Origin of the sequence: Candidatus Fermentibacter sp. (assembly GCA_030373045.1) — a bacterium.
In the GTDB taxonomy this organism is placed as follows: Bacteria; Fermentibacterota; Fermentibacteria; order Fermentibacterales; family Fermentibacteraceae; genus Fermentibacter.
Window position 1 is genome coordinate 73218 of sequence record JAUCPW010000003.1, and the last position, 20156, is coordinate 93373.

22 protein-coding genes are annotated in these 20156 nt (G+C 64.2%); all 22 read left to right on the plus strand.

Going from position 1 to position 20156, the window contains the following annotated elements:
• Positions 1 to 25 precede the first annotated feature (25 nt).
• The 22 genes from QUS11_00875 to QUS11_00980 all read left to right on the plus strand — a co-directional run bounded on the left by QUS11_00875 (position 26) and on the right by QUS11_00980 (position 20109).
• Complete coding sequence (locus QUS11_00875) at positions 26 to 436, plus strand: low affinity iron permease family protein (GenBank protein ID MDM7991848.1); 411 nt, start codon at positions 26 to 28, stop codon at positions 434 to 436.
• Between the two features lie 306 nt (positions 437 to 742).
• A complete protein-coding gene (locus QUS11_00880) occupies positions 743 to 1297 on the plus strand; it encodes a M55 family metallopeptidase (protein MDM7991849.1) in 555 nt (184 codons plus the stop codon).
• A 104-nt stretch (positions 1298 to 1401) separates the two neighbouring features.
• A complete protein-coding gene (locus QUS11_00885) occupies positions 1402 to 1944 on the plus strand; it encodes a hypothetical protein (protein ID MDM7991850.1) in 543 nt (180 codons plus the stop codon).
• A gap of 89 nt (positions 1945 to 2033) precedes the next feature.
• Positions 2034 to 2441 carry a DUF3795 domain-containing protein gene (locus QUS11_00890; protein ID MDM7991851.1) on the plus strand — a complete coding sequence of 136 codons (408 nt, stop codon included), beginning with the start codon at positions 2034 to 2036 and terminating at the stop codon, positions 2439 to 2441.
• 75 nt (positions 2442 to 2516) lie between these two features.
• The gene (locus tag QUS11_00895) at positions 2517 to 2768 is read left to right on the plus strand and encodes a hypothetical protein (protein MDM7991852.1); all 252 of its coding nucleotides are present in this window, start codon (positions 2517 to 2519) and stop codon (positions 2766 to 2768) included.
• A complete protein-coding gene (locus QUS11_00900; GenBank protein ID MDM7991853.1) occupies positions 2765 to 3217 on the plus strand; it encodes an isoprenylcysteine carboxylmethyltransferase family protein in 453 nt (150 codons plus the stop codon). Before QUS11_00895 ends, QUS11_00900 begins: the two co-directional genes overlap by 4 nt.
• The gene (locus tag QUS11_00905) at positions 3208 to 3669 is read left to right on the plus strand and encodes a hypothetical protein (protein ID MDM7991854.1); all 462 of its coding nucleotides are present in this window, start codon (positions 3208 to 3210) and stop codon (positions 3667 to 3669) included. The genes QUS11_00900 and QUS11_00905 overlap by 10 nt, the downstream gene beginning before the upstream one ends.
• A gap of 47 nt (positions 3670 to 3716) precedes the next feature.
• Entirely contained in the window at positions 3717 to 4007 is a 291-nt protein-coding gene (locus QUS11_00910) for a helix-hairpin-helix domain-containing protein (protein MDM7991855.1), read from the plus strand.
• A 17-nt stretch (positions 4008 to 4024) separates the two neighbouring features.
• A complete protein-coding gene (locus QUS11_00915) occupies positions 4025 to 4591 on the plus strand; it encodes a flavin reductase family protein (protein ID MDM7991856.1) in 567 nt (188 codons plus the stop codon).
• Positions 4592 to 4722: 131 nt separating this feature from the next.
• Complete coding sequence (locus QUS11_00920; GenBank protein ID MDM7991857.1) at positions 4723 to 5772, plus strand: NAD(P)-dependent oxidoreductase; 1050 nt, start codon at positions 4723 to 4725, stop codon at positions 5770 to 5772.
• A gap of 77 nt (positions 5773 to 5849) precedes the next feature.
• The gene (locus QUS11_00925) at positions 5850 to 6752 is read left to right on the plus strand and encodes an NAD-dependent epimerase/dehydratase family protein (protein ID MDM7991858.1); all 903 of its coding nucleotides are present in this window, start codon (positions 5850 to 5852) and stop codon (positions 6750 to 6752) included.
• 63 nt (positions 6753 to 6815) lie between these two features.
• Positions 6816 to 7280, plus strand: a complete 465-nt coding sequence (locus tag QUS11_00930) for a hypothetical protein (protein MDM7991859.1) — start codon at positions 6816 to 6818, stop codon at positions 7278 to 7280.
• A gap of 209 nt (positions 7281 to 7489) precedes the next feature.
• Positions 7490 to 10801 carry a PAS domain S-box protein gene (locus QUS11_00935; GenBank protein MDM7991860.1) on the plus strand — a complete coding sequence of 1104 codons (3312 nt, stop codon included), beginning with the start codon at positions 7490 to 7492 and terminating at the stop codon, positions 10799 to 10801.
• On the plus strand, positions 10798 to 12309 hold the full coding sequence (locus QUS11_00940) for a PQQ-binding-like beta-propeller repeat protein (GenBank protein MDM7991861.1): 1512 nt from the start codon (positions 10798 to 10800) through the stop codon (positions 12307 to 12309). Before QUS11_00935 ends, QUS11_00940 begins: the two co-directional genes overlap by 4 nt.
• Positions 12310 to 12354: 45 nt before the next feature.
• Entirely contained in the window at positions 12355 to 13104 is a 750-nt protein-coding gene (locus QUS11_00945) for a rhomboid family intramembrane serine protease (GenBank protein MDM7991862.1), read from the plus strand.
• 12 nt (positions 13105 to 13116) lie between these two features.
• A complete protein-coding gene (locus QUS11_00950; GenBank protein MDM7991863.1) occupies positions 13117 to 13743 on the plus strand; it encodes a hypothetical protein in 627 nt (208 codons plus the stop codon).
• 288 nt (positions 13744 to 14031) lie between these two features.
• Complete coding sequence (locus tag QUS11_00955; protein MDM7991864.1) at positions 14032 to 14478, plus strand: hypothetical protein; 447 nt, start codon at positions 14032 to 14034, stop codon at positions 14476 to 14478.
• Positions 14479 to 14544: 66 nt separating this feature from the next.
• Positions 14545 to 15762, plus strand: coding sequence for a hypothetical protein (locus QUS11_00960; GenBank protein ID MDM7991865.1), 1218 nt, complete (start codon positions 14545 to 14547; stop codon positions 15760 to 15762).
• A 55-nt stretch (positions 15763 to 15817) separates the two neighbouring features.
• Positions 15818 to 17416, plus strand: a complete 1599-nt coding sequence (locus tag QUS11_00965) for an NADP-dependent glyceraldehyde-3-phosphate dehydrogenase (protein MDM7991866.1) — start codon at positions 15818 to 15820, stop codon at positions 17414 to 17416.
• A 75-nt stretch (positions 17417 to 17491) separates the two neighbouring features.
• Entirely contained in the window at positions 17492 to 17989 is a 498-nt protein-coding gene (locus QUS11_00970; protein ID MDM7991867.1) for a hypothetical protein, read from the plus strand.
• Between the two features lie 26 nt (positions 17990 to 18015).
• Positions 18016 to 18486, plus strand: coding sequence for a hypothetical protein (locus QUS11_00975; GenBank protein ID MDM7991868.1), 471 nt, complete (start codon positions 18016 to 18018; stop codon positions 18484 to 18486).
• Positions 18487 to 18591: 105 nt separating this feature from the next.
• Complete coding sequence (locus QUS11_00980; GenBank protein ID MDM7991869.1) at positions 18592 to 20109, plus strand: hypothetical protein; 1518 nt, start codon at positions 18592 to 18594, stop codon at positions 20107 to 20109.
• The last annotated feature ends 47 nt before the right edge of the window (positions 20110 to 20156 follow it).

The window sequence follows — 20156 nt, forward strand, 5'->3', positions numbered from 1 at the left end:
CCGATCATGGGAAAAGGAGCTGGACATGAGAGGAAATGCCTGGTATTCGAGATTCGCGAAGGGTACGGCACATTTCAGCGGCAGGCCCTGGGTCTTCGTCGCAGCGGTCTTCGTGATCCTGGTCTGGATAGTCACCGGGCCGCTGTTCGGGTTCAGCGACACCTGGCAGCTGGTCATCAACACGGGCACGACGATCATCACGTTCCTGATGGTCTTCCTCATCCAGAACACCCAGAACCGAGACACGAAGGCTATCCAGATCAAGCTGGACGAGCTGATCCGGGCGACCCGGGGCGCGCACAACGCCCTGCTCGATCTGGAAGAGCTGGAAGAGGACACTCTCGACCGGTTCCGCAGCCGGTACGAGGCGCTTGCGAGCGAGGCCAGGGCGGAGCTCTACAAGGGCGAAAAGGACACCGGCAGCCCGGAGCCCTGAGCGGCTCCAGGACCCGTTCCGGCCAGGAGGTTCATATGGGTTCGAGGATCTATGTGACATGCGATCTCGAGGGTGTTGCCGGGGTTGTGGACCACGGCCTCCAGTGCTGCTGGGATGCCCGTGCAGGATGGTTTGCACCCTATCTCGGCCAGGCGCGGCGGCTCGCTACGCTGGAGCTGAACGCCCTTGCGGAGGGTGCGATCGCTGCGGGAGTCGACGAAGTCGTTGCATGGGACGGGCACGGCGGGTTTCCCGGGGGGATCGATCCCGAACTCCTGCATCCTTCCTGCAGGCTCGTGATGGGGGCTGGAGAGGGGTGGCCCGGAAGGGCTCGATCCCGGATTCGCCGGCCTGTTCCAGATCGGCATGCACGCAATGGCGGGCACTCCGCGCGCTGTCCTGCCGCACTCGTTCCACGGTGGGCTCGAGGGCTACTGGGTCGACGGGGAGCCCGTCGGGGAGATCTGGATGAACAGCTACGCAGCTGGACTCCACGGGGTCCCGTTCGTCTTCCTCGCAGGCGACAGGGCCGCTGCCTCCGAAGCCTCGAAGCTGGCGCCGTGGTCGGTGACCGTCGCCGTGAAGGAGGGGCTGGGCGGTGAACCCAGAGGGCTCCGTCAGGCTCCCGCCGTATCGATGTCTCCAGCCGGAGCCCGGCAGGCCATACGAGAAGGCGTGGAACGCGCGATGCATTCCATCGGCTCGGCACGGCCATTCGCCCCTTCGCCTCCGTTCACCGTGAGGGCAAGGTTCGTCAGCCCCGAGGCCGCCGACGGGAGGGAGGCGCTGCCGGGAGTCAGGAGGATCGATTCCGTCACGGTCGAAGCCTGCGGGGCCGACCGTCCCTGGATCCTCATCTGAGCAGACCCGCAGGTGGCTGCCGCCGTTTACCGTGCGACGGCCCATGAGCATGTTCGGACGGGTAATTCCATCGGATGTCGATCCGGCAGTCCGGGAGGGACTTGATGGTTGTCGAGACGAACAGGTGCCCGAACTGCGGGAGCAGCCTCCAGACCGTATCCGGAACGGGCCGGATCACATGCGGTTACTGCGGAACAGAGTTGACGATCCGTGAGGACGAACCCGGCGGCAGCGGGCCCAACCTCATCACCTCCGAGAACCTCGAACGCGTCAGGACGATGATTGCCGGGGGGGAGTACATCGAGGCCATCAAGCTCTACCGCGAGAGCACCGGCGCCTCCCTCAAGGAGGCGAAGGACGCCGTGGATGCCATGGCGAAGGGTGCCGGAATGGAGGTTTCGCAGCCGAAGCTCTGGCCGTGCCCCGTGCTGATAGCCCTCTTCGCGGCCTGGATCGCCCTCGTCGGCTTCTCGCCGGCCATGGCCGAATGGCTTCTGAAGACCGTCTCAGGCGGGAGAGCGTCCGGTGCCGCGATCGATTCCGTCAGGGTGGCGTTTCCGATCGCGATCGTGTTCATTTCCGTCGGGCTCTTCATCTTCTGGCTCGCGAAGAAGCCCCGGACCTCCAAGCCTGCATCGAAGACCTGAGACCCCGTGGGCCTGCGTCGCTCCGTTCCAGAGCCGGTTCGCGTCCTGCCGGAGGGTGCCTTGTCCGGCATCCGATCCCGCACGGCCCTATGATCGGCGTCTGCGGCGACGACTGCGGAGCCTGCCCCAGGTTCCTCGCCACGGCTTCGGGAGATCCGGCGGCTCTGGAGAAGGTGAGGGATCTCTGGGTGCGGATCGGTCTCAGAGAGACCGGCTTCCCGGTGGAGGACATGGCCTGCCGGGGCTGCCGCTCGTCTAGCCGTTGTGCCTGGCCTCTCGTCAGGGACTGCGCATTCTCCAGAGGCATCCCGGACTGCGGTCGATGCGGCGGGTTCCCCTGCGGCCGTCTGGAAGCGGTGTTCGAGGCATCGGAAGAGCTTGCGGCCAGGATTGCATCCTGCTGCTCGCAGACCGAACGGGATGCCCTGACAGGAGCGTTCATGAAGAAGAGGCTGAACCTCGAGCTGATCCGAGGGGCTGGAGTTGTCGGCGACTGATCATTCTCAGGCGCTCGGCCGGAGAATCCGGACGCCTGATTCGTTCCCGTTCATGTGCTTCCGGGAGGGTGGCTGATGGACAGGGCCAGGAGGAGATTGGTCATGGACCTCGTCGCGGCGGTAAGCGGTCTGGCCGCAGTCGTCATCTCGGCGTCCTCGCTCGGGGGGTCGGTTCGCACTGCGCCCCTGCTGGGCCTCGTGGCCGGCTCGTTCTGTGCCGGTGCTTCGTTAGTGAATGGGCTGAAGGAGTATCGAGCCGCACGCGGTGCCGCGGGGAGGGGAAAGCTATCCGGCCGTTCCGGGGACGATGCGGAGAAGCCGGCTTGACCGGGGGAAGAGTGCAGCCGGGTATCCTGTTCCTGGCCGGGCTGCTGCTCGGGTTCTCGGCGGATCTGCTCCTCCATCTGAGCATCCCGCTGGATGTGCGGATCTCCGCGGGTTGCGGGATCATCCTCATCACTGCCGGATCGGTGACCCTGGCTTCCGCTGCGACTGCTCTCCGCCGCGCCGGCACCCCGTTCGATCCGTCGCGCAGGGCGGAGGCCCTGGTGACTTCCGGGATCTACTCCAGATCCAGGAATCCGGCCTATGTCGGATCGGCGACGATCTATGCCGGCATAGCCATGGCCGCCGGGAGCCCGGCTGCCCTCGTTCTACTGGTCCCGGTGATGCTCCTGATCGACCGGATCGTGGTGCCGCGCGAGGAGGAGCGCCTCCTTTCAGGCTTCGGAAGCGCATACTCGGAGTATCGGAGGAAGGTCGGGAGGTGGTTGTGACGGCAGGCCATACGACGATGGGCATCTTCTCAGCGGTTGCACTGACCACCGCGGCGGGCTGCGGGGGCTCCGGCCCCACATCGACGAATACTCCGCGCGAGATTTTCGAGGCGGTACTGATGTCCCCGGTCGTCGGCGGAGTGAGCGACCTGCAGGGAGTCGGAGACACATGGCAGGGCTACAGCCTCTATCTCAGGTTCTCGGCGACGGATGTCTGCATCGACTCCCTGATCGCCACCGGATACAGGGAGGTCTACTGGTCGGACATCGAGGACGAGTTCGACCTGCCGCCCGGATACGACCGGTTCGACCCGCCATGGGCCCCCGGGTCGATCTACGACAAGGACTGCTACATCGACGAGGTCGAGAACTCCTGGACAAGCTCCGGGACGCACTGGCTCGTGGTGGACAGGGAGAACGGAACGGTCTACTTCAGGGGGCTCGGGGCATAGGACGGCCCGTCGGACGATCAGCCGTCCGGCCGGGGGAGGGAGTGCGCATGAACCCGTCGAAAGTCGATCGGAAACGGATGACATGCCTGACCGACCTGCCCAACGTCGGGCCGGCCATGGCCGCCGACCTCGAGCTCCTCGGGATCACCGAACCTGCCCAGGTGGCGGGCCGCGATCCGTATGCCATGTACGACGAACTCTGCAGGCGCACCGGGTCCAGGCTCGACCCCTGCGTGATCGACCTCTTCGTTTCGATAACGCGCTTCATGGACGGCGGCGATCCGCGTCCTTGGTGGGAGTTCACGGAGGAGCGGAAGAGCAGGCTGCAACACATCTGACCAGCCGGAGGGTTTAGATGGGACAGATCAGAATCGACAGGAACGCCTTCCCGTATCCCATGCCCATGGTTCTCGTGGGCGCGGAAACGGGGGGGAGGGCCAACTTCATGCCGGTGGCCTGGGTCTCCAGGGTCAACTACAAGCCTCCGATGATCGCCGTGGCCATCAACAGGGGGCACTTCACGAACAGAGGGATCCGCTCCTCAAGGGCTTTCAGCGTAGGCGTCCCGCCCGTCTCGATCATCGACAGGGTGGACTACTGCGGGATCATCAGCGGCAGCAGCACGGACAAGTCGAAGCTGTTCACCGTCGTCACGGGCGAGGAGACCGGCGCTCCGATGGCCGTGGAGTGCTCCGTGAACATGGAGTGCAGGCTGGTGCAGACTGTCGAGCTGCCGACCAACGACATCTTCATCGGGGAGATCGTCGGGGCCTATGCCGATCCGTCCTGCTGCCCGGACGGCAGGCCCGACATCACCAGGATCAGGCCCTTCACGCTCACGATGCCGGACAACAGGTACTGGGAGACCGGGCAGGATGCAGGCAGGGCCTGGGATGTCAGGAGATCGCAGGGGCTTCACTAGCCTGTCGGCACGGCCGCATCCGGAGTCCAGGCGCTCTCTCATGGTTGGATCCGGTCGCCCCCGACCCCTCAGGTCGCCGATGTCGGCATATTAGGGCAGTGGTTCCGGCATTCCGGGCAACGGAAGGATCGGTGGAAGTGGGCAAGAGATTCCTCATCACGGGAGGATCCGGTTTTCTCGGGATCAACCTGGTTCGCTACCTGCTCGCCAGGGGACAGGATGTCACGGTCCTGGACCTCGTCGAGTTCGACTATGAAGACTGCAGGGACAGGATAAGAGCGATCCAGGGTGACATCCGCATCCGCGAGGACGTGGTTGGATCCCTCGAAGGCGCCGATGTGGTCGTGCACGCCGCGGCGGCGCTTCCTCTGTACAAGCCCGAGGACATCTACAGCACCGACATCGAGGGCACCCGGATCGTGATGGAGGAGTCGGTGAAGGCCGGCGTGAAGCGGATCGTCCATATCTCGACCACCGCCGTCTACGGAATACCCGACCATCATCCGCTCTTCGAGACCGACAGGCTGTTCGGCGTCGGCCCGTACGGCGAGGCGAAGGTCGCGGCCGAGAAGGTGTGCGAGGAGTTCCGCGGGAACGGCGTCACCGTGCCCATCCTCAGGCCCAAGTCCTTCATCGGCCCCGAGCGCCTCGGGGTCTTCGCACTCCTTTACGAGTGGGCCAGGGAGGGGCACGGCTTCCCCGTGCTCGGCAGCGGGAACAACCCCTATCAGTTCCTCGACGTGGAGGATCTCTGCGATGTCATCTGGCTCTGCTCTACGCTGCCCGACGACCTCGCGAACGACACTTTCAACGTCGGAGCCGCAGTCTACGGCACACCGCGCTCCGACTTCCAGGCGGTGCTCGATTTCGCCGGGCACGGGCGGCGGATATCCTCCATCCCGGTGAAGCCCGCCGTGCTCATGCTGAGGCTCCTGGAGTCGCTGCACCTCTCTCCTCTTTACAAGTGGATCTACGAGACGGTCGACAAGGAGTCCTTCGTGTCGATCCAGAAGGCCGTCGACAGACTCGGATTCGCGCCCAGGTACTCCAATGTCGACGCCCTCCTGAGGAACTACAGGTGGTACCTCGAGAACTGCAGCCGGTTCGGGAAGAGGCCGGGCCTCACCCACCGGACCCCCTGGGCGCAGGGCGCGCTCAAGCTGGCAAAGATCTTCTTCTGACGCGAGTCCGGGCCGTGCCCGGAACGTGCGTGCCTCTCCGCCGGCAGGGGCGGGGGCATGCCGGAGGTGGAGCAGAGATGAGATGTCTGGTGACCGGCGGGACCGGGCTCGTGGGTTCGAACCTGGCGCTGGAACTCATTGCTTCGGGCCACGACGTCGTCATCACCGGAAACGAAGCCGAGCAGCAGCTCCCGGGCTTCACCGGCAAGTGTCTCAATCCGGGGTTCCTGGGCATCGACTGGGATGCGATCGGTGAAGTGGACGCCGTGTTCCACCAGGCAGCCCTCAACAACACGAGGAACATGGACAGGGCCGAGATGTTCAGGGCGAACCTGGAATCCTCCGCCGCCCTCTTCAGACATGTCGTCGAGAGGGGCTGCAGGAGGATCGTATACGCCTCCTCCACCGCGGTCTACGGCAGGAATGCCGCTCCTTTCCGTGAGGAGGGCCCCTTCGACCTCAACACCCCCTACGCCGAGTCGAAGAAGGCTCTCGAGGAGCATGCGGCATCCCTTGCGGCGTCCATCCCCGGCCTTGTCATCGTTGGTCTGCGGTACTGCAACGTCTACGGCCCGCGCGAGAACCACAAGGGATCGCGCGCCACGATGATCCACCAGCTAGCGCGGCAGATGCTGTCGGGGAACCCCCGCCTGTTCGAGTTCGGCGAACAGAAGCGCGACTACATCTATGTGAAGGATGTCGTACGGGCGAACCTGCTCGCCTCCCGGGCCGGAGAGAGCTGCGTCGTGAACTGCGCATCGGGGCGCGCGACCACGTTCAACACCCTGGTGGACATCCTCAACACCGAGCTGGGTCTCGACAGGAGGCCGGAGTACTTCCCCAATCCATTCGGCGGGAACTACCAGTCCGACACGACCTGCGAAACGGCCGAAGCAGCCAGGAGGATCGGATTCAAGGCGGCATTCGGCATCGAGGACGGAATCCGCGACTATGTCCGGAGCGGCTGGCTCACCCGCTGAAACGCCGGCACCCGGCAAGGCGCCGTGACTTCCCGGGATCTGCCGGACGAAACCCGTGCAGCAGTGCGCGAGGTGCTGGGGGAGTACCTGTCGGGGCATCCCTGCCTGTGCGGGTGGCCACAGTTCAGGTTCTGGGCGGGGAAGGAGCACGGGCCGGGCTGGATGGACGAGATCCAGAACCGCCTGGTAGCCGATGCGCTCGATCTGCCTCTGTTCAGGCGGGAACCGCCGGCAGCCCCATCCTACATGCAGGGGGATGACGCTGTCTGCACCGCCTGTGGAACGCGCTGGCGGCATTTCGAGTTCGAGTGGCGCATGCAGGCGTTCCAGCAGCGGCTGATCGCGCCCGGAACGCTGCCCTCGGAGTGCGCCGCCTTCGATCCGAAGCTGACTGGTGAGTGGATATTCGCGACGGCCGGATGCGGCCCGCAGGCCGGCGACCCCGTCCTCGCTCTCGGGGAGTGGGTGTCGTTCATGCTGGGCAGGCCGTTCCGTGCAGTCCCCAGGCCGCCCGGAGCCATTCCCTGACGGCCGCATCCGGCCGGGCCGGGTCGTCTTGACCGGAGGACACCGCTTGGAGTAGACTGTTAATGCAATCTTCCCAGGGGGTGTGCCACGGCAGCTCTTCCGGGATACTGGCGAGAGCCATCCTTCGGTGTGATCCCATCCCGCCGGCCGAAGGCCGGAACCCCGTCCCCGCAATGAAGGAACCATCCGCACGCACCACGGTCGCATGGATGTCCGGCGCGCTTCTCCTACTCGCCGCGGCCGGTGCGCTGATCCTCGACACCGAGCGCAGGCAGGCCAGGAGGAACGCCTGGAGCGAACTCGAATCCATCGCCGGATTCTCCTCCGGGCAGGTCGGTATCTGGCGCCTCGACCAGATCACCGACGCCGGCATGATATCGACCGATCCTCTGCTGACTCCCGCCGTCTCCGACTATCTCGAATCACGGTCGGCACCCTCGGCTTCCCTGCTGGAATCGATCTTCCGCCAGACCATGCTCGAGCACAGCTATCTCGACGTCATGCTGGTGGATTCCTCAGGAGCGCTGCTCGTCTCGGGATCGGATCCTCCGCTCTTCACCGGCGGCCTGTCCCGAGATCTCGTCACTACGGCTCTCGACACGCTCACCCCGTCCTTCGTGGACATGCACCTGCACGGAGGCGACTCCGTGCCGCACATGTCGGTGATCGCACGTCTCTCCGATGAAGACGGCCGGATACGGGTCCCCCCGACGTACCTCGTCCTGGTCAGCGATGCATCCTCCTTCCTCGAGCCGATCCTCAGGCCCGGGCCTTCCATCGGTGACGCCGTCGAGGTCGCCCTCATAGAGGTGCGGGGCGACGATGTCGTGTATCTCAACGAACCCGCGCACTCGGGATTCCCGGCCCTCGAACTGCGAATCCCCCTGTCCGATGTCGGGCAGGTGGAGGCACAGGCTGCCTCCGGCGCCCGGGTCTGCCTGTCGGGAACGGCCTATCATGGCGGAAGGGTGCTCGCCGCGGCCGCGCCGGTGCAGGGCTCCCCCTGGATCCTGATCGCGATGATGGACGAGCCGGCAGCCACAGGCGGCCTCCGCGCAAGGTTCGGGCTCCTCATGGGGCTGTTCGTCGTGTCGGCGTTCGCGATCTGTCTGGGGGGGCTGTTCCTCTGGCAGCGCGAGAAGAAGCGCCACTTCGAGGAACTCTATCGTTCCGAGTCGCGTCTCAGGGCCTCGCAGGACCGGCACGGCATAACGCTTCGCGCGGTCGACGACGCGGTGGTCTCGACGGATCTCGACGGAAGGGTCGACCTGATCAATCCCGTGGCCGAGGAGCTCACGGGCTGGCACGGCACGGAGGCCTTCGGCCGGCCGGTCGCCGATGTCTTCAGGATCGTCGATCCCGGAACCGGCGAACCGGCAGCCGACCCCGTCGCCGGGGTCCTGGCCGGCGGGAGCGGCACGCGCCCGTCGGACAGCATCCTGGTCTCGCGCGACGGCAGGCGTACCCCGATCGAGCATTCCGTCTCACCTATCTTCGACTCGGGCATGAAGCTCACCGGCGTCGTACTCGTGTTCCGCGACAGAACCGAGGAGCGGCTGGGCAGGGGCATGGTCGAGATCAGGCTCGAGCTCACCCGCCGTATCGCCGAGCTCCCGCCGGGTGAGTTCCTGGCTTCTGCGGCCGGGCTGGTGCTGTCGCTGGTCGGAGCGGAGGAGGGATTCTTCCGCGTGATCGGAGCCGGCGATTCCTCCTGTCCCCCACGGCCGGGAACGGTGCTGGAGGATGTCTTCCAGAGGTGTATCAGGGACGGGGCACCTGCCTCCTCGCCGATCTCCGAAGGGCAGACCATGGCTGCAGCAGTGCCGGTCTCGCGGGATGGCGCGACAGCCGCGGTACTCGCCGCCTCCGGAATCCCGCAGATCCTCTTCCCTCGCAGGATGCAGATCCTCGAGTACTTCGCCTCCGTGATCCTCGATCTGGTCGAGCGCAGGGGTACGGAGGACGCCCTGAAGGAGAGCCAGAGACGCTACCGCGAGATCTTCGAGGGCAGCAGGGACGGCATGGTCATGGCCAGCCCCGGCGGGCTGATCATCGAGGCCAATCCCGCCTACTGCGAAATGCTGGGTTACACGCCCGGCGAACTCGCAGGCGCAGTCGACACCCTGGCCGCGACAACCTCCCGGGATGAGGGAATGCCGGCTGAGCCTCAGGCAGGCGGAGGGGGATCCCAGCCCGGCTTCTATGCCATGAGACTGCTCAGGAAGGACGGCACCCCGCTGCTCGTGGAGGTCAGGGCCTATTCGGCGCCAGGTGTGGGTGGAGGGCAGGGATACCGGTGGTACATCACCAGGGACATCACCGAGTCCGAGCGGCTCGGCCTCGAGACCGAGAGGCTCCGGACGCAGCTCGAACAGGCCCAGAAGCTCGAAGCCGTGGGGCGTCTGGCCGGCGGGGTGGCTCACGACTTCAACAATCTGCTGATGGGTATCCTCAACTATGCCGAGCTCTGCAGGGAGAGCACGGCGCCGGGGAACCCGCTGCGCGAATGGATCGACGAAATCGTCAACATCACCGACCGGTCCATCGAACTCGTCAAGCATCTCCTGGCCTTCGCCCGGAGGCAGCCCGTGTCGCCCCGCGTGACGGACGTCAACGACGCGATCGCGAGCATGATGAAGATGCTCGGCAGGCTCATCGGAGAGGATGTCGACCTGCACTGGCTCCCGGGAGCGGGGGTCCCCCCCGTGATGATCGATCCAGCCCAGCTCGACCAGCTCCTGGTCAACCTGGCGCTCAACGCGCGCGACGCATTCGAGGGCCCCGGCGTCCTGACCATCGAGACCGCCCGTACCGAGCTCGACGAAGACTACTGCCGGAGCCGCCTCGACGTGAAGCCCGGCATCTACGCGATGATCATCGTATCCGACAACGGCTGCGGGATGAATGCCGAGACGGTTGCGCACATATTCGAACCCTTCTTCACCACCAAGGATGTGGGCAAGGGGGCGGGGCTCGGCTTGGCTACGGTGCACGGCATCGTCAAACAGAACGAGGGTTATATCGGTGTCTACTCCGAACCCGGCCAGGGAAGCACCTTCAGGGTGGGCTTCCCCGCGTGCGATGGCAGCCCCGAGAGGCACCGGACCGAATCGCCCGCCGAGCTCCGCACCGGGAAGGAGACCGTGCTGCTCGTCGAGGACGAGGCATCGGTAAGGGCGACGGTCGACGCCTTCCTGGTGAGGCTCGGATACAGGGTCATCTCGGCCGAATGCCCCGAGCGGGCCCTGGAGCTGATGGCCGCATCCGGCGAACGGGTGGATGTCCTCGTGACGGACGTGGTGATGCCGGGCATGAACGTGCGCGAGTTCGTCGACCTTGTCGGGAAGGCCAACCCCGGGATGAAGTGTCTCTACATGTCGGGATACACGTCGAATGTGATCGTCCACAGGGGCATCCTCGACGACTCGGTCGACTTCCTCGCAAAACCCTTCACCCGCGATCAGCTCGGCCGCAAGCTCAGGGAGATCCTCGGCAGACCGGCGCCCGGAGGTTCAGCATGATGCTGCTGCTCGCTGCATGTGCCGCATTGGAGCCTGAAACGCTCTGGTCCGCCGTGGGGAACGGCGGGGTGTACGCCTGCGTATGCCCGGGCGATCTCGATGCCGACGGAGTGCCGGATGCCGTCGCCGGCCTCTACTACTCCGATGAGGAGCCCACTCTCCAGGCGCTGTCCGGAGCCGACGGCTCGGTCATCTGGACGTCCGACGAGTGCCAGGGGGTCTATCAGGACGAAGGCCTCGCCGTCGCCGGTGATCTCGACGGAGACGGCATCCATGACGTCCTCGTCTGCACGCCGGGAGGATACGACCCCCCGGGCAGGTGCCTCATCGCCGTTTCGGGAGCATCCGGTGACGTCATCTGGCAGTGGAGCTGCTACCTGTACGGACCCAACCATGGATGGGGATACGGCGCTTGTGCTCTGGATGACCTCACCAGCGACGGGAGACCCGAGGCGGTGGGCTCTTTCGGTGGCAATTCGAACGATCACGACGGAACCGTGGTGTGCATCGACGGGGCTCTGGGAGACACGTTATGGACGGCGTCCGGCTTCCTCGACGCCGTCGAGGACGTCTGCCCCTTCCCTGACGTCGATGGCGACGGAGTTCAGGAGGTCGTCGCCGGTGTGGGCGGCAACTCCCTCGCCCTCCAGCAGGTGTGGCTGCTGTCAGGAGCGGCCGGCTCCCCGCTCTGGTCCGCGGACGTCGACGGTGACGTGATGTGCGTGGGTACGTCCGACAGGGACGACACCTTTCCCGCGATCCTCGCCTCGACTTTCGACGGGAAGGCGGTCTGTCTCGACCAGTCGGGCAATCCGCTCTGGTCGGTCTCACCGGGCGGGATGCTGCTGGATATCGAGGGAGGCCCCGATCTGGACGGCGGCGGCACCGGCGAGGTCGCCCTGGCGGCTGACAACGCTGGCGTCAGATGCCTCGACGGCGAGGATGGATCGACCCGGTGGACGTATCCGTCCGGTTCCAACACCTGGAGCGCCACCTGGGCCGATTCCATCCGGATGGGTGACCTGTATGCGGCCTGCATCGCTGCGGGAAGCGTCAATGGCTACCGGGTCGCCCTCGTCGATGGCGTGGACGGAGCCGAGCTCTGGCAGCAGACCTACGGCGAACGCGTCTACGGCGTCAGCGTGATCCCGCCGCTGGGCGGGAGCCAGTCGCAGACCGTGATGGCCTGTCTGCAGGACCAGACCTCCGTCCCTCTCCACCTCGCGGCGCTCCTCACGCCGGGCGGCCTTTCGGCACCGGATGGCCCGGGCTCCGGATCCCTGTCGATAATCTCGAACCCATGCCGCGGCACGCTCGGGTTCATCCTCCCGGACGCCGCCTGGTCATGCAGGCTGGTCGACATGTCGGGGCGCAGGGTCCGGACGGCAGCCTCTCCGGGGGGCATGTGCGCAGTCGATCTGGACGGTCTGCCTTCCGGCGTCTATTTCTTCGAGGCCGTTTCGGCGGGTGCCGAATACTCCGAGAAGGTCGTCATCCTGGGCGACTGACACCATTGCGGCAGGACCGATCCGCCTCGACCCCCGGAGGTATGATTGTTCCCTCTCCGTGATGAGAATCCGACCGTCAGAGCTTCGCTCGTCACGTTCCTGATAGTGGCCGTGAACGCGGCCGTGTGGGTGTTCGTGCAGCATCTGGGTGCGGATCCTCATCTCTCTCAGTCGATATGGCGGTTCGGAGCCATCCCCGGCGAACTGCTCGGTAGGGTGACCCCGGGGATGCGGATCATGGACGGCAAGACCCTGCTGGCCATCCTCGACGGCATCCCCGACTGGCGCACCGCGGTGACGTCGATGTTCATGCATGCCGACTGGATGCACATCATCGGCAACATGTGGTTCCTCCTCGTGTTCGGCGACAACGTCGAGGACGCGATGGGCCCCGTCCGTTTCGCAGTCTTCTACATCCTCTGCGGGCTTGCGGCCGTCGCGGCCCAGATCGCATCCGATCCCGGCAGCACCATCCCGATGGTGGGAGCCTCCGGAGCGATCGGCGGAATCATGGGAGCCTACCTGCGGCTCTATCCGAGGGTGAGAGTCCAGATGCTCGTATTCCTGGGCTTCTTCATCAGGGTGATCCCGGTGCCGGCCCTGTTCATGCTGGGATACTGGTTCCTGCTCCAGCTCGCCTCCGGCCTCATGGCGCCGGGGGTCGGAGGAGTGGCGGTATGGGCGCATGCAGGAGGATTCGCTGCCGGGTTCCTGCTGGTGAGGCTCTTCTGCAGCCGCTCCAGACTCGCGGCCATAAGGTCCCGCAGTGACTCCGTCCGTTCCATCCCGTACTGACTGCATGGCCATATGAAGTATCCTGACGGCGGACACGGCTCCAGACGGACGGCATCCGTCATGGCCGGCCTGCTGGCGCCCTGGATCGCAGTCGGCGTATTCTGGCTCCGGCTCGAGAGCGCCTGGGGCACGATCCTCTTCTACCATGCCCTCATCCTGGTGATGTCAGGCCGGCACATGCGGGAAGTGTCGAAGGGCCTGAACATTCGTCTGGCACTCGCTTCCGCCCTGCCCTGCCTTCTCGCCGGGCCGCTGACATGGCTCCTTCTCCCCTCGATGGTCAGGGTCCCCGTAGATCAATGGCTTTCGGCTCACGGCCTTTCGGGATGGGCCCTCGCCCTGATGGTTCCCTACTACGGGCTGGTGCACCCGGTTCTCGAACAGGCGCACTGGGGTCGTCTTCGCGATCTGCCGGGGCTGGCCGTGCCTGCTTCCGCCATGTTCGCGGGATATCACGGTCTGGTCCTGTCCACTCTCATGAAGCCGGTCTGGACAGCTGTCTGCCTCGCGGTGCTGTTCGTGTCGTCGCTGACCTGGAAGGCCATCTCGAGAAGGACAGGCGGTCTGGCGGTACCTGCCCTTTCCCACGCCGCAGCCGATTCGGGGATGATCCTCGCCGCCTTCCTGCTGTCGGCCTGACTCCACCCCCCAGAACGCACCCCCCCAGAACGCTTTTAACTCCTTTAACTTTCTCCTGCCATCGGAACGCTGCACCAGATCCGACGTGATTCATGCTCACGCAAGTTCATGTCAATAACAAACAGGAATAATTCTCTGCCGCACTATCATATCGTTGTGGATCATAGAGATACGAATGCATCTGAAGCATCTGAAACCAGGCACCGGCCGGGCGGTGGTTCCGGAGGGCGGGACCCGGCATGATAGTACCCGCGTGGCCTGGGGCATGACTCCCGATGGGAGGTGGCTGTGAAGCATCCGTTCCCGGTCGTTGCCGTCTGCGTCCTTCTGCTGGCGGGCTGCGGGAGGTCTCCGGAGGGTTTCGCGGAACAGGTGAGCGGGCTCGAGATCCCCGACGGGGCGACCGTCGTGTCCTTCACTGACAGCTCGTACGGCGCAGACTGCGAGGACCTCTTCGCCGAAGCCGTACTCGAGTTCGAGCCGGCAGGATTCTCGTCGCTCAGGGATCAGGCCATGGCCCTCGGCTACGGGCCCGTCACCAGTGGCGACGCGTCGATCCCGGATTCCGTCGACGCAGCCGGGATGAGCCTCCACGGATTCGCCGAGGCTGCAGCCGAGATCTCTGGGTCCGAGGCGGGACTCTTCATGTACAGGCGGGATTCGCCGGGTTCGTACGTGCTCGCCGTCCTCGACCCGGGGCGGAGGCGCCTCGTGGTCCGCGCCGTTATCATATAGGAGGCACGGCGTGCGGATTACATCCCGCCGCGCCGGGCGATGTCCGGACATGCACGGAGGTGAGCCTTGCAGGTGACCCGCGTCCAGCCCTATCCGGTGCCGAGCACGGTCCTGATGCGGTGCGTCCTCTTCGCCCTGTCGAGGGCGGGCGCCAGGCTCCATCAGTACAGCGAGCAGGACGGGGTCGCGATCGCGAGCCTCGGCAGGTTCAGGGTCGGGCAGAGGGAGTACGTCAGGCGCGAGATCAAGGCCACGGTGCAGGAGGTAGAGTACGCGACCCAGCTCAGGCTGACCGCACCCGCCGACAGGATCGACGAGATCCTCGGCCTCGTCTCCATGTACGCCGTACAGGGTGCGTCCGCCATCCGTGGCGATGCGGTGGCCCAGTGGGACCGGTTCATCAAGGACGAGGAGGCGGCCAGGCGCAGGGCCGAACAGAAGCAGAAGCTCCAGCAGAAGGTCGATTCGGTGAAGGGGGCCTTCAGCGACCTGATCCTCGGACCCGGCATGGAGGAGCCGCCGGACCTCCCCGAGGATGCCCTCTCCGGCAGGGAGGCCTCGGACCTCATCCCCATCGACGAGGGGGAGGGGATCTCCCTCACGGTGGCCGACGGCGACGATACGGCCGTCATCCCCGTCGATTCCTCGAACCTCGACCTGAAGCTGCCCGAGAACCCCGGCATGCTGGTGCGCGACAGGAACCGTCAGGTGATGGAGATCAGGATCGACCCCGAGCTCTTCCCCGACCGTTCGAGATACCTCAGGATCTGCAGGAACTGCTCGGCGGCGAACCTCCACACCGGCCTCTTCTGCTCCCAGTGCGGCCAGGCTCTCGTGCTCGAGGCCGCGGTGACGGGCGAGCTGGGAACCGGGATCACCGCACATGCCAACGCCGGGCTCCGCTACGGCCTCCTGGGCCTGCTGCCGCTGCTCGTGTTCCTCTCCATCACGGCCGCGCCCTTCGCCGTGGCCGGGGGCGCCCTTTCGATCACCAGCATGCTGGAGGTCCTCACCAAGTCCATAGATTCGATCGGGAACACTATAGGGCAGGGCATCGTGATGGCCACGGTCCCCCTCATGCTGCTGATCGCCCTGCCGAGCCTCGTGCTGGGCAGGAAGGCCGTGCAGGAGAGCCAGAGGGCCACCCAGCACCTGAACCTCAACTTCGTGCTCGAGAAGACGGGCAGGAGGAGGGCGGCCTGGGGGAACGCCCTCGGCTGGCTCGACACCTATGCCGGCATCTCCTTCTTCCTGCTCGTGATCATCGCCTCCCTCCTGAAGTGAGGCCTTCCCGGCAGGCTCGCGGCCGGCCGGCGGATCCATGCGGAGGACCGAAGTGATGCGTGAACCCGCCGAAGTGTTCCCTGCAGACGGCTCCATCCCCCCGGAGCACTGGCCGGGGCCGGTCATTGAGCAGCGCGGATACCTGTGCAGCGGCGAGATCAGGCAGTGGGACGGCCCCCTCCAGGACGTCCTTTCTCCAATATGCACCCCTGCGCCCGGCTGCGAGCGGAGGAGGATCGGCGGATATCCGCTCCTCACCGGGAAGGAGGCCCTGGAGGCGCTCGACGCGGCATGCGCCTCCCAGGACGGAGGCAGGGGGGAATGGCCCACGATGTCCGTCGAGGGACGCATCGCCCGTCTCGAGGAATTCGCCTCCCGCATGCCGGCGGAACGCGACGAGGTGGTCCGCAGGATGATGTGGGAGACCGGCAAGAGCCTTCCGGAATCGCGCAGGGAGTTCGACAGGACCGTCGATTACGTCCGCGACACCATCGAGGCCATGAAGGACCTGGACCGCGCGTCGTCCCGTTTCTCGATCGAGGAGGGGGTCATCGGCCAGATCCGGAGAGCGCCGCTCGGAGTCGCGCTCTGCATGGGCCCGTTCAACTATCCCCTCAACGAGACGTTCACCACGCTCATCCCGGCCCTCCTGATGGGGAACTCGGTCATCTTCAAGCCGCCCAAGCTGGGGGTACTCCTGCACGAACCCCTCCTCGAGGACTTCAGGGACTGCTTCCCCGAGGGTGTCGTCAATACCGTCTACGGGGACGGCCGGACTGTCGTCGGCCCTCTGATGGAATCGGGGCGTGTGGACGTCCTCGCGTTCATCGGCACGAGCAGGGTGGCGGACACGCTCAGGAGGCAGCATCCCAGACCCCACAGGCTGCGGTGCGTGCTGGGCCTCGAGGCCAAGAACGCCGCGATCGTGCTGCCCGACGCCGATCTCGACCTCGCCGTGAGGGAGTGCGCCCTGGGCGCACTGTCGTTCAACGGCCAGCGCTGCACCGCCCTGAAGATGCTGTTCGTACACGGGAGCATCGCCGGGGGGTTCCTCGAGAGGCTGTCCTCCGTGATCGGAGCGATGCGCGCCGGCATGCCCTGGGAGGAAGGCGTCGCCATCACGCCGCTGCCCGAGGACGGCAAGGTCGATGCGATGTGCGGGCTCATCGCGGATGCCGTCAGGGGCGGCGCCGGCGTGGTGAATCCCGGGGGAGGGGAGGCGACAGGAACCCTGATGACTCCAGCGGTCGTATACCCCGTCGGCCCCGGCATGCGTTTGTACACCGAGGAGCAGTTCGGCCCCGTGGTGCCCGTGGCCTCGTTCGAATCGACGGAGGAACCCCTGGAATGGATCGCCCGGTCCGACTACGGCCAGCAGGTGAGCCTGTTCGGGCGTGACCCCGCTACGCTGGCCTCGCTGATCGACCCCCTGGTGAACCAGGTCTGCAGGGTGAACCTGAACAGCCAGTGCCAGAGGGGGCCCGACACCTTCCCGTTCACCGGGCGCAAGGACTCGGCGGAAGGCACCCTGTCGGTGTCCGACGCCCTGCGGGTGTTCTCGATCCGCACCCTGGTGGCCGCGAAGGAGACGGAGGAGAATACATGTATACTGAAGCACATCCTCAGGATACCATCTCTAGGTTCCTCTATATGAAATAGGATTCTTTAGTATGGTTGTCAGATCAGACATCTTGAGTATAGTATGCCAGTCCTTAACGAAAGGGAATCGATGAGCATGAAGTACGCAATACTCTTATCAGTACTTCTTTTTTCCTCCTGCGCCTTGAATCCATTAGGTACAGAGAACTTTATTTCAAACAGAACGGCGGGAAGATTTGTTCTCTGCCCTCCCCCTGGTAGGGATTTGTCAGTAGATCCCCCACGTTATACTGGAGATCCGTTCAGGATTTTAATGAAATCACCTTCAACTTGGTCAACTGTAAGGTCAAGTACTGATGTACTGTCTTACTACGATTCGTTTCTAAACAACTACTTTCGTAACGAAGAACTGGATACAATATTCGACTTGGTGGAGGTCTGGGATATGGATTTTAGTCTCTCCACCGGGTTGTTTGTATCTGATTGGATTACGGGAGCAGAAGAAGCATATACAGCAGAAAGTGTATTCTGGGATAGGTTCACAGAACATGGAGCCACGATAGATCAGTTCTATATCGACTCGGCTATGTACTACGGTATGAATATGTATGGTGATATCAAAAGGTAGTTCAAGAAACGGCACTGTTCATCAGTATGATCCGAAGCCATTACCAAGGTTGTGACATTGAGATATTCTCTTTCGAACCATACCCTAAGTATGGCGTTGACGATATTACAAACTGGATAATAGATGTTGATTTGTGTGCAGAGGGTCTTGGATCGGATGGATTTGACGGATACTTCATGGATCCAAATCCTTATTATGGTGGTGCACCCTTCCTATGGACGCAGGTATCTGAGATTGAACAGTTCTGTGATCAGAATGATGTTGATTTTGGGTATGTTTTCTGGGCCCCAAGAGCCTCATACCACGAGAACACTGCTACCGACTTTGATTGGTACTTGGAAACAATGGATCAAGGAATGCAATGTCAAAACGCAGGAGTTACTCCTGACTACTATTTGTACATGAGCTGGCTTACGGTACCTAAGCAGATTGTTCCTGAGACTGAGGAATACTCTTTTTCGTTCTCCGCTTTACAGTTCATTAATGCATTCATGTAAACTGTTAGCATGAACAACTGTCGGTATTCCTTAGGAAACACTGTTGAATGATGCATTTGGCATTATGTGACAAAAAGTACACTAATGATAACATATCACTGTATTATGGTTCCTAAAGAACTCTTTAGGCTTACTTTTCCTGTTATCCTTGCTATCTGTGTATATTGGATATCTCTATCAACAGGATTCCAGTCCGACGACTTCCATCTCGTCGACAGGATCGACAGGGAAGGCTTCTTCGCATCCTGGGGCGGCCCTGACGGCGATCTGTTCCTGAGGCCGGGAACGGTCCTGAGCCTCATGGCCGACCGCGCGGTCTGGGGTGGCCGGGAGGCCGGGTTCCATGCTACGAACCTGCTGCTGCATGTCGCGGCTTCGCTCCTCGTCTACGCCCTTGCGCGCCGAGTCTTCGAATGCGCGGGGCTGCGGGCTCCGGAATCCGCCGCGTGCCTAGCGGCATGCCTCTTCGCGGTACTGCCATGCCACTCGGAATCGGTCTGCTGGGTCTCGGGCAGGACTGATCTACTTGCGGCGGTACTCGGCCTTGGTGCTACGCTGATGATGATGCGGGGGAGGACCCTCGCCGCATTGCTGTTGTGGCTGGCCGGAGTGCTCTGCAAGGAGAGCCTGGCCACCGTGCCAGCAGCCTGGGCGCTGATCCCGGCTTCGCGCCCCGGCAGAGGCAGGGGAAACCTTGCCGGCCGGCTCGCTCTCCTGGCGATCCCGGCGGCATACGCAGGCTTCAGGATGCTCGTCAGCCCGGGCGTCATGGACGGTCCGGGCGGCGGAGGGATGCTCGCGGGGCCGGACTGGAGCCCTGGCGAGAATCTGTTCAGGTTCGTGGTCAGGGCCTTCCTGCCTCCGCTGCCCTCCGGGCTGCTGCCCGCCCTGTCGAGCTTCCCGCCGGCACTGGCCCTGGCTGCGGCCCTGCCCCTGGTGATCCTCGCAGCAATCCTCTTCGTCAGAAGGAAGCCTGCCCCGGCACTGTCGCGGACGGTCGCCGCCCTGTGCGTCGGCTTCCTCGTCCTGCTCCTCCCGGTGATGGGCATGAAGGTCGCCCTGTTCGATACCCAGTCGGAGAGGCTGCTGTACATTCCCGGAATCCCGCTGCTACTCGCGTCGATACTGATCCTCGTGTCCCTGGCCGGGGAGGGGAGGACGGCGAGAGCGGTACTGCTGGCAGCCGTTGCCGGAGGTTTGGTTTCGACCCTCCATCTCTCGGCCGGCTGGGCGCGCGCGGGAAGGCTCTGCGACTCTCTGACCGCGGACATACTGGCGCAGGGAGGCGGCCGGGATGTGGTCATCCTCAACATCCCCGACAACCTGAACGGGGCCTATGTCTTCAGGAACGGGCTGAACGAGGCCGTCCGCATGGCCGGCGGCTCAGGGCGTTGTGAAATACTCTCGACCCACAGCATCTCGTCGGTCGAGGATCGGATAGCCGTCGATGCGGATCCGGGATCGGTCAGGCTCGGGATCCCTCCCGGCGAGAGGTTCTGTGCGATGGGCGGGATCGCGATGGTAGAGGATACGGGAGAGACAGTGATCGACACCGGTCTGGAGGAGGGCAAAATGCTCTTCTACAGCGATGGCTCGCTCAGACCGGCTTTCGGTATCCGGTAAGCGACTTCCGGTATCCGGTTTCCGGTTTCCGGATTAGGGCTTCCGGT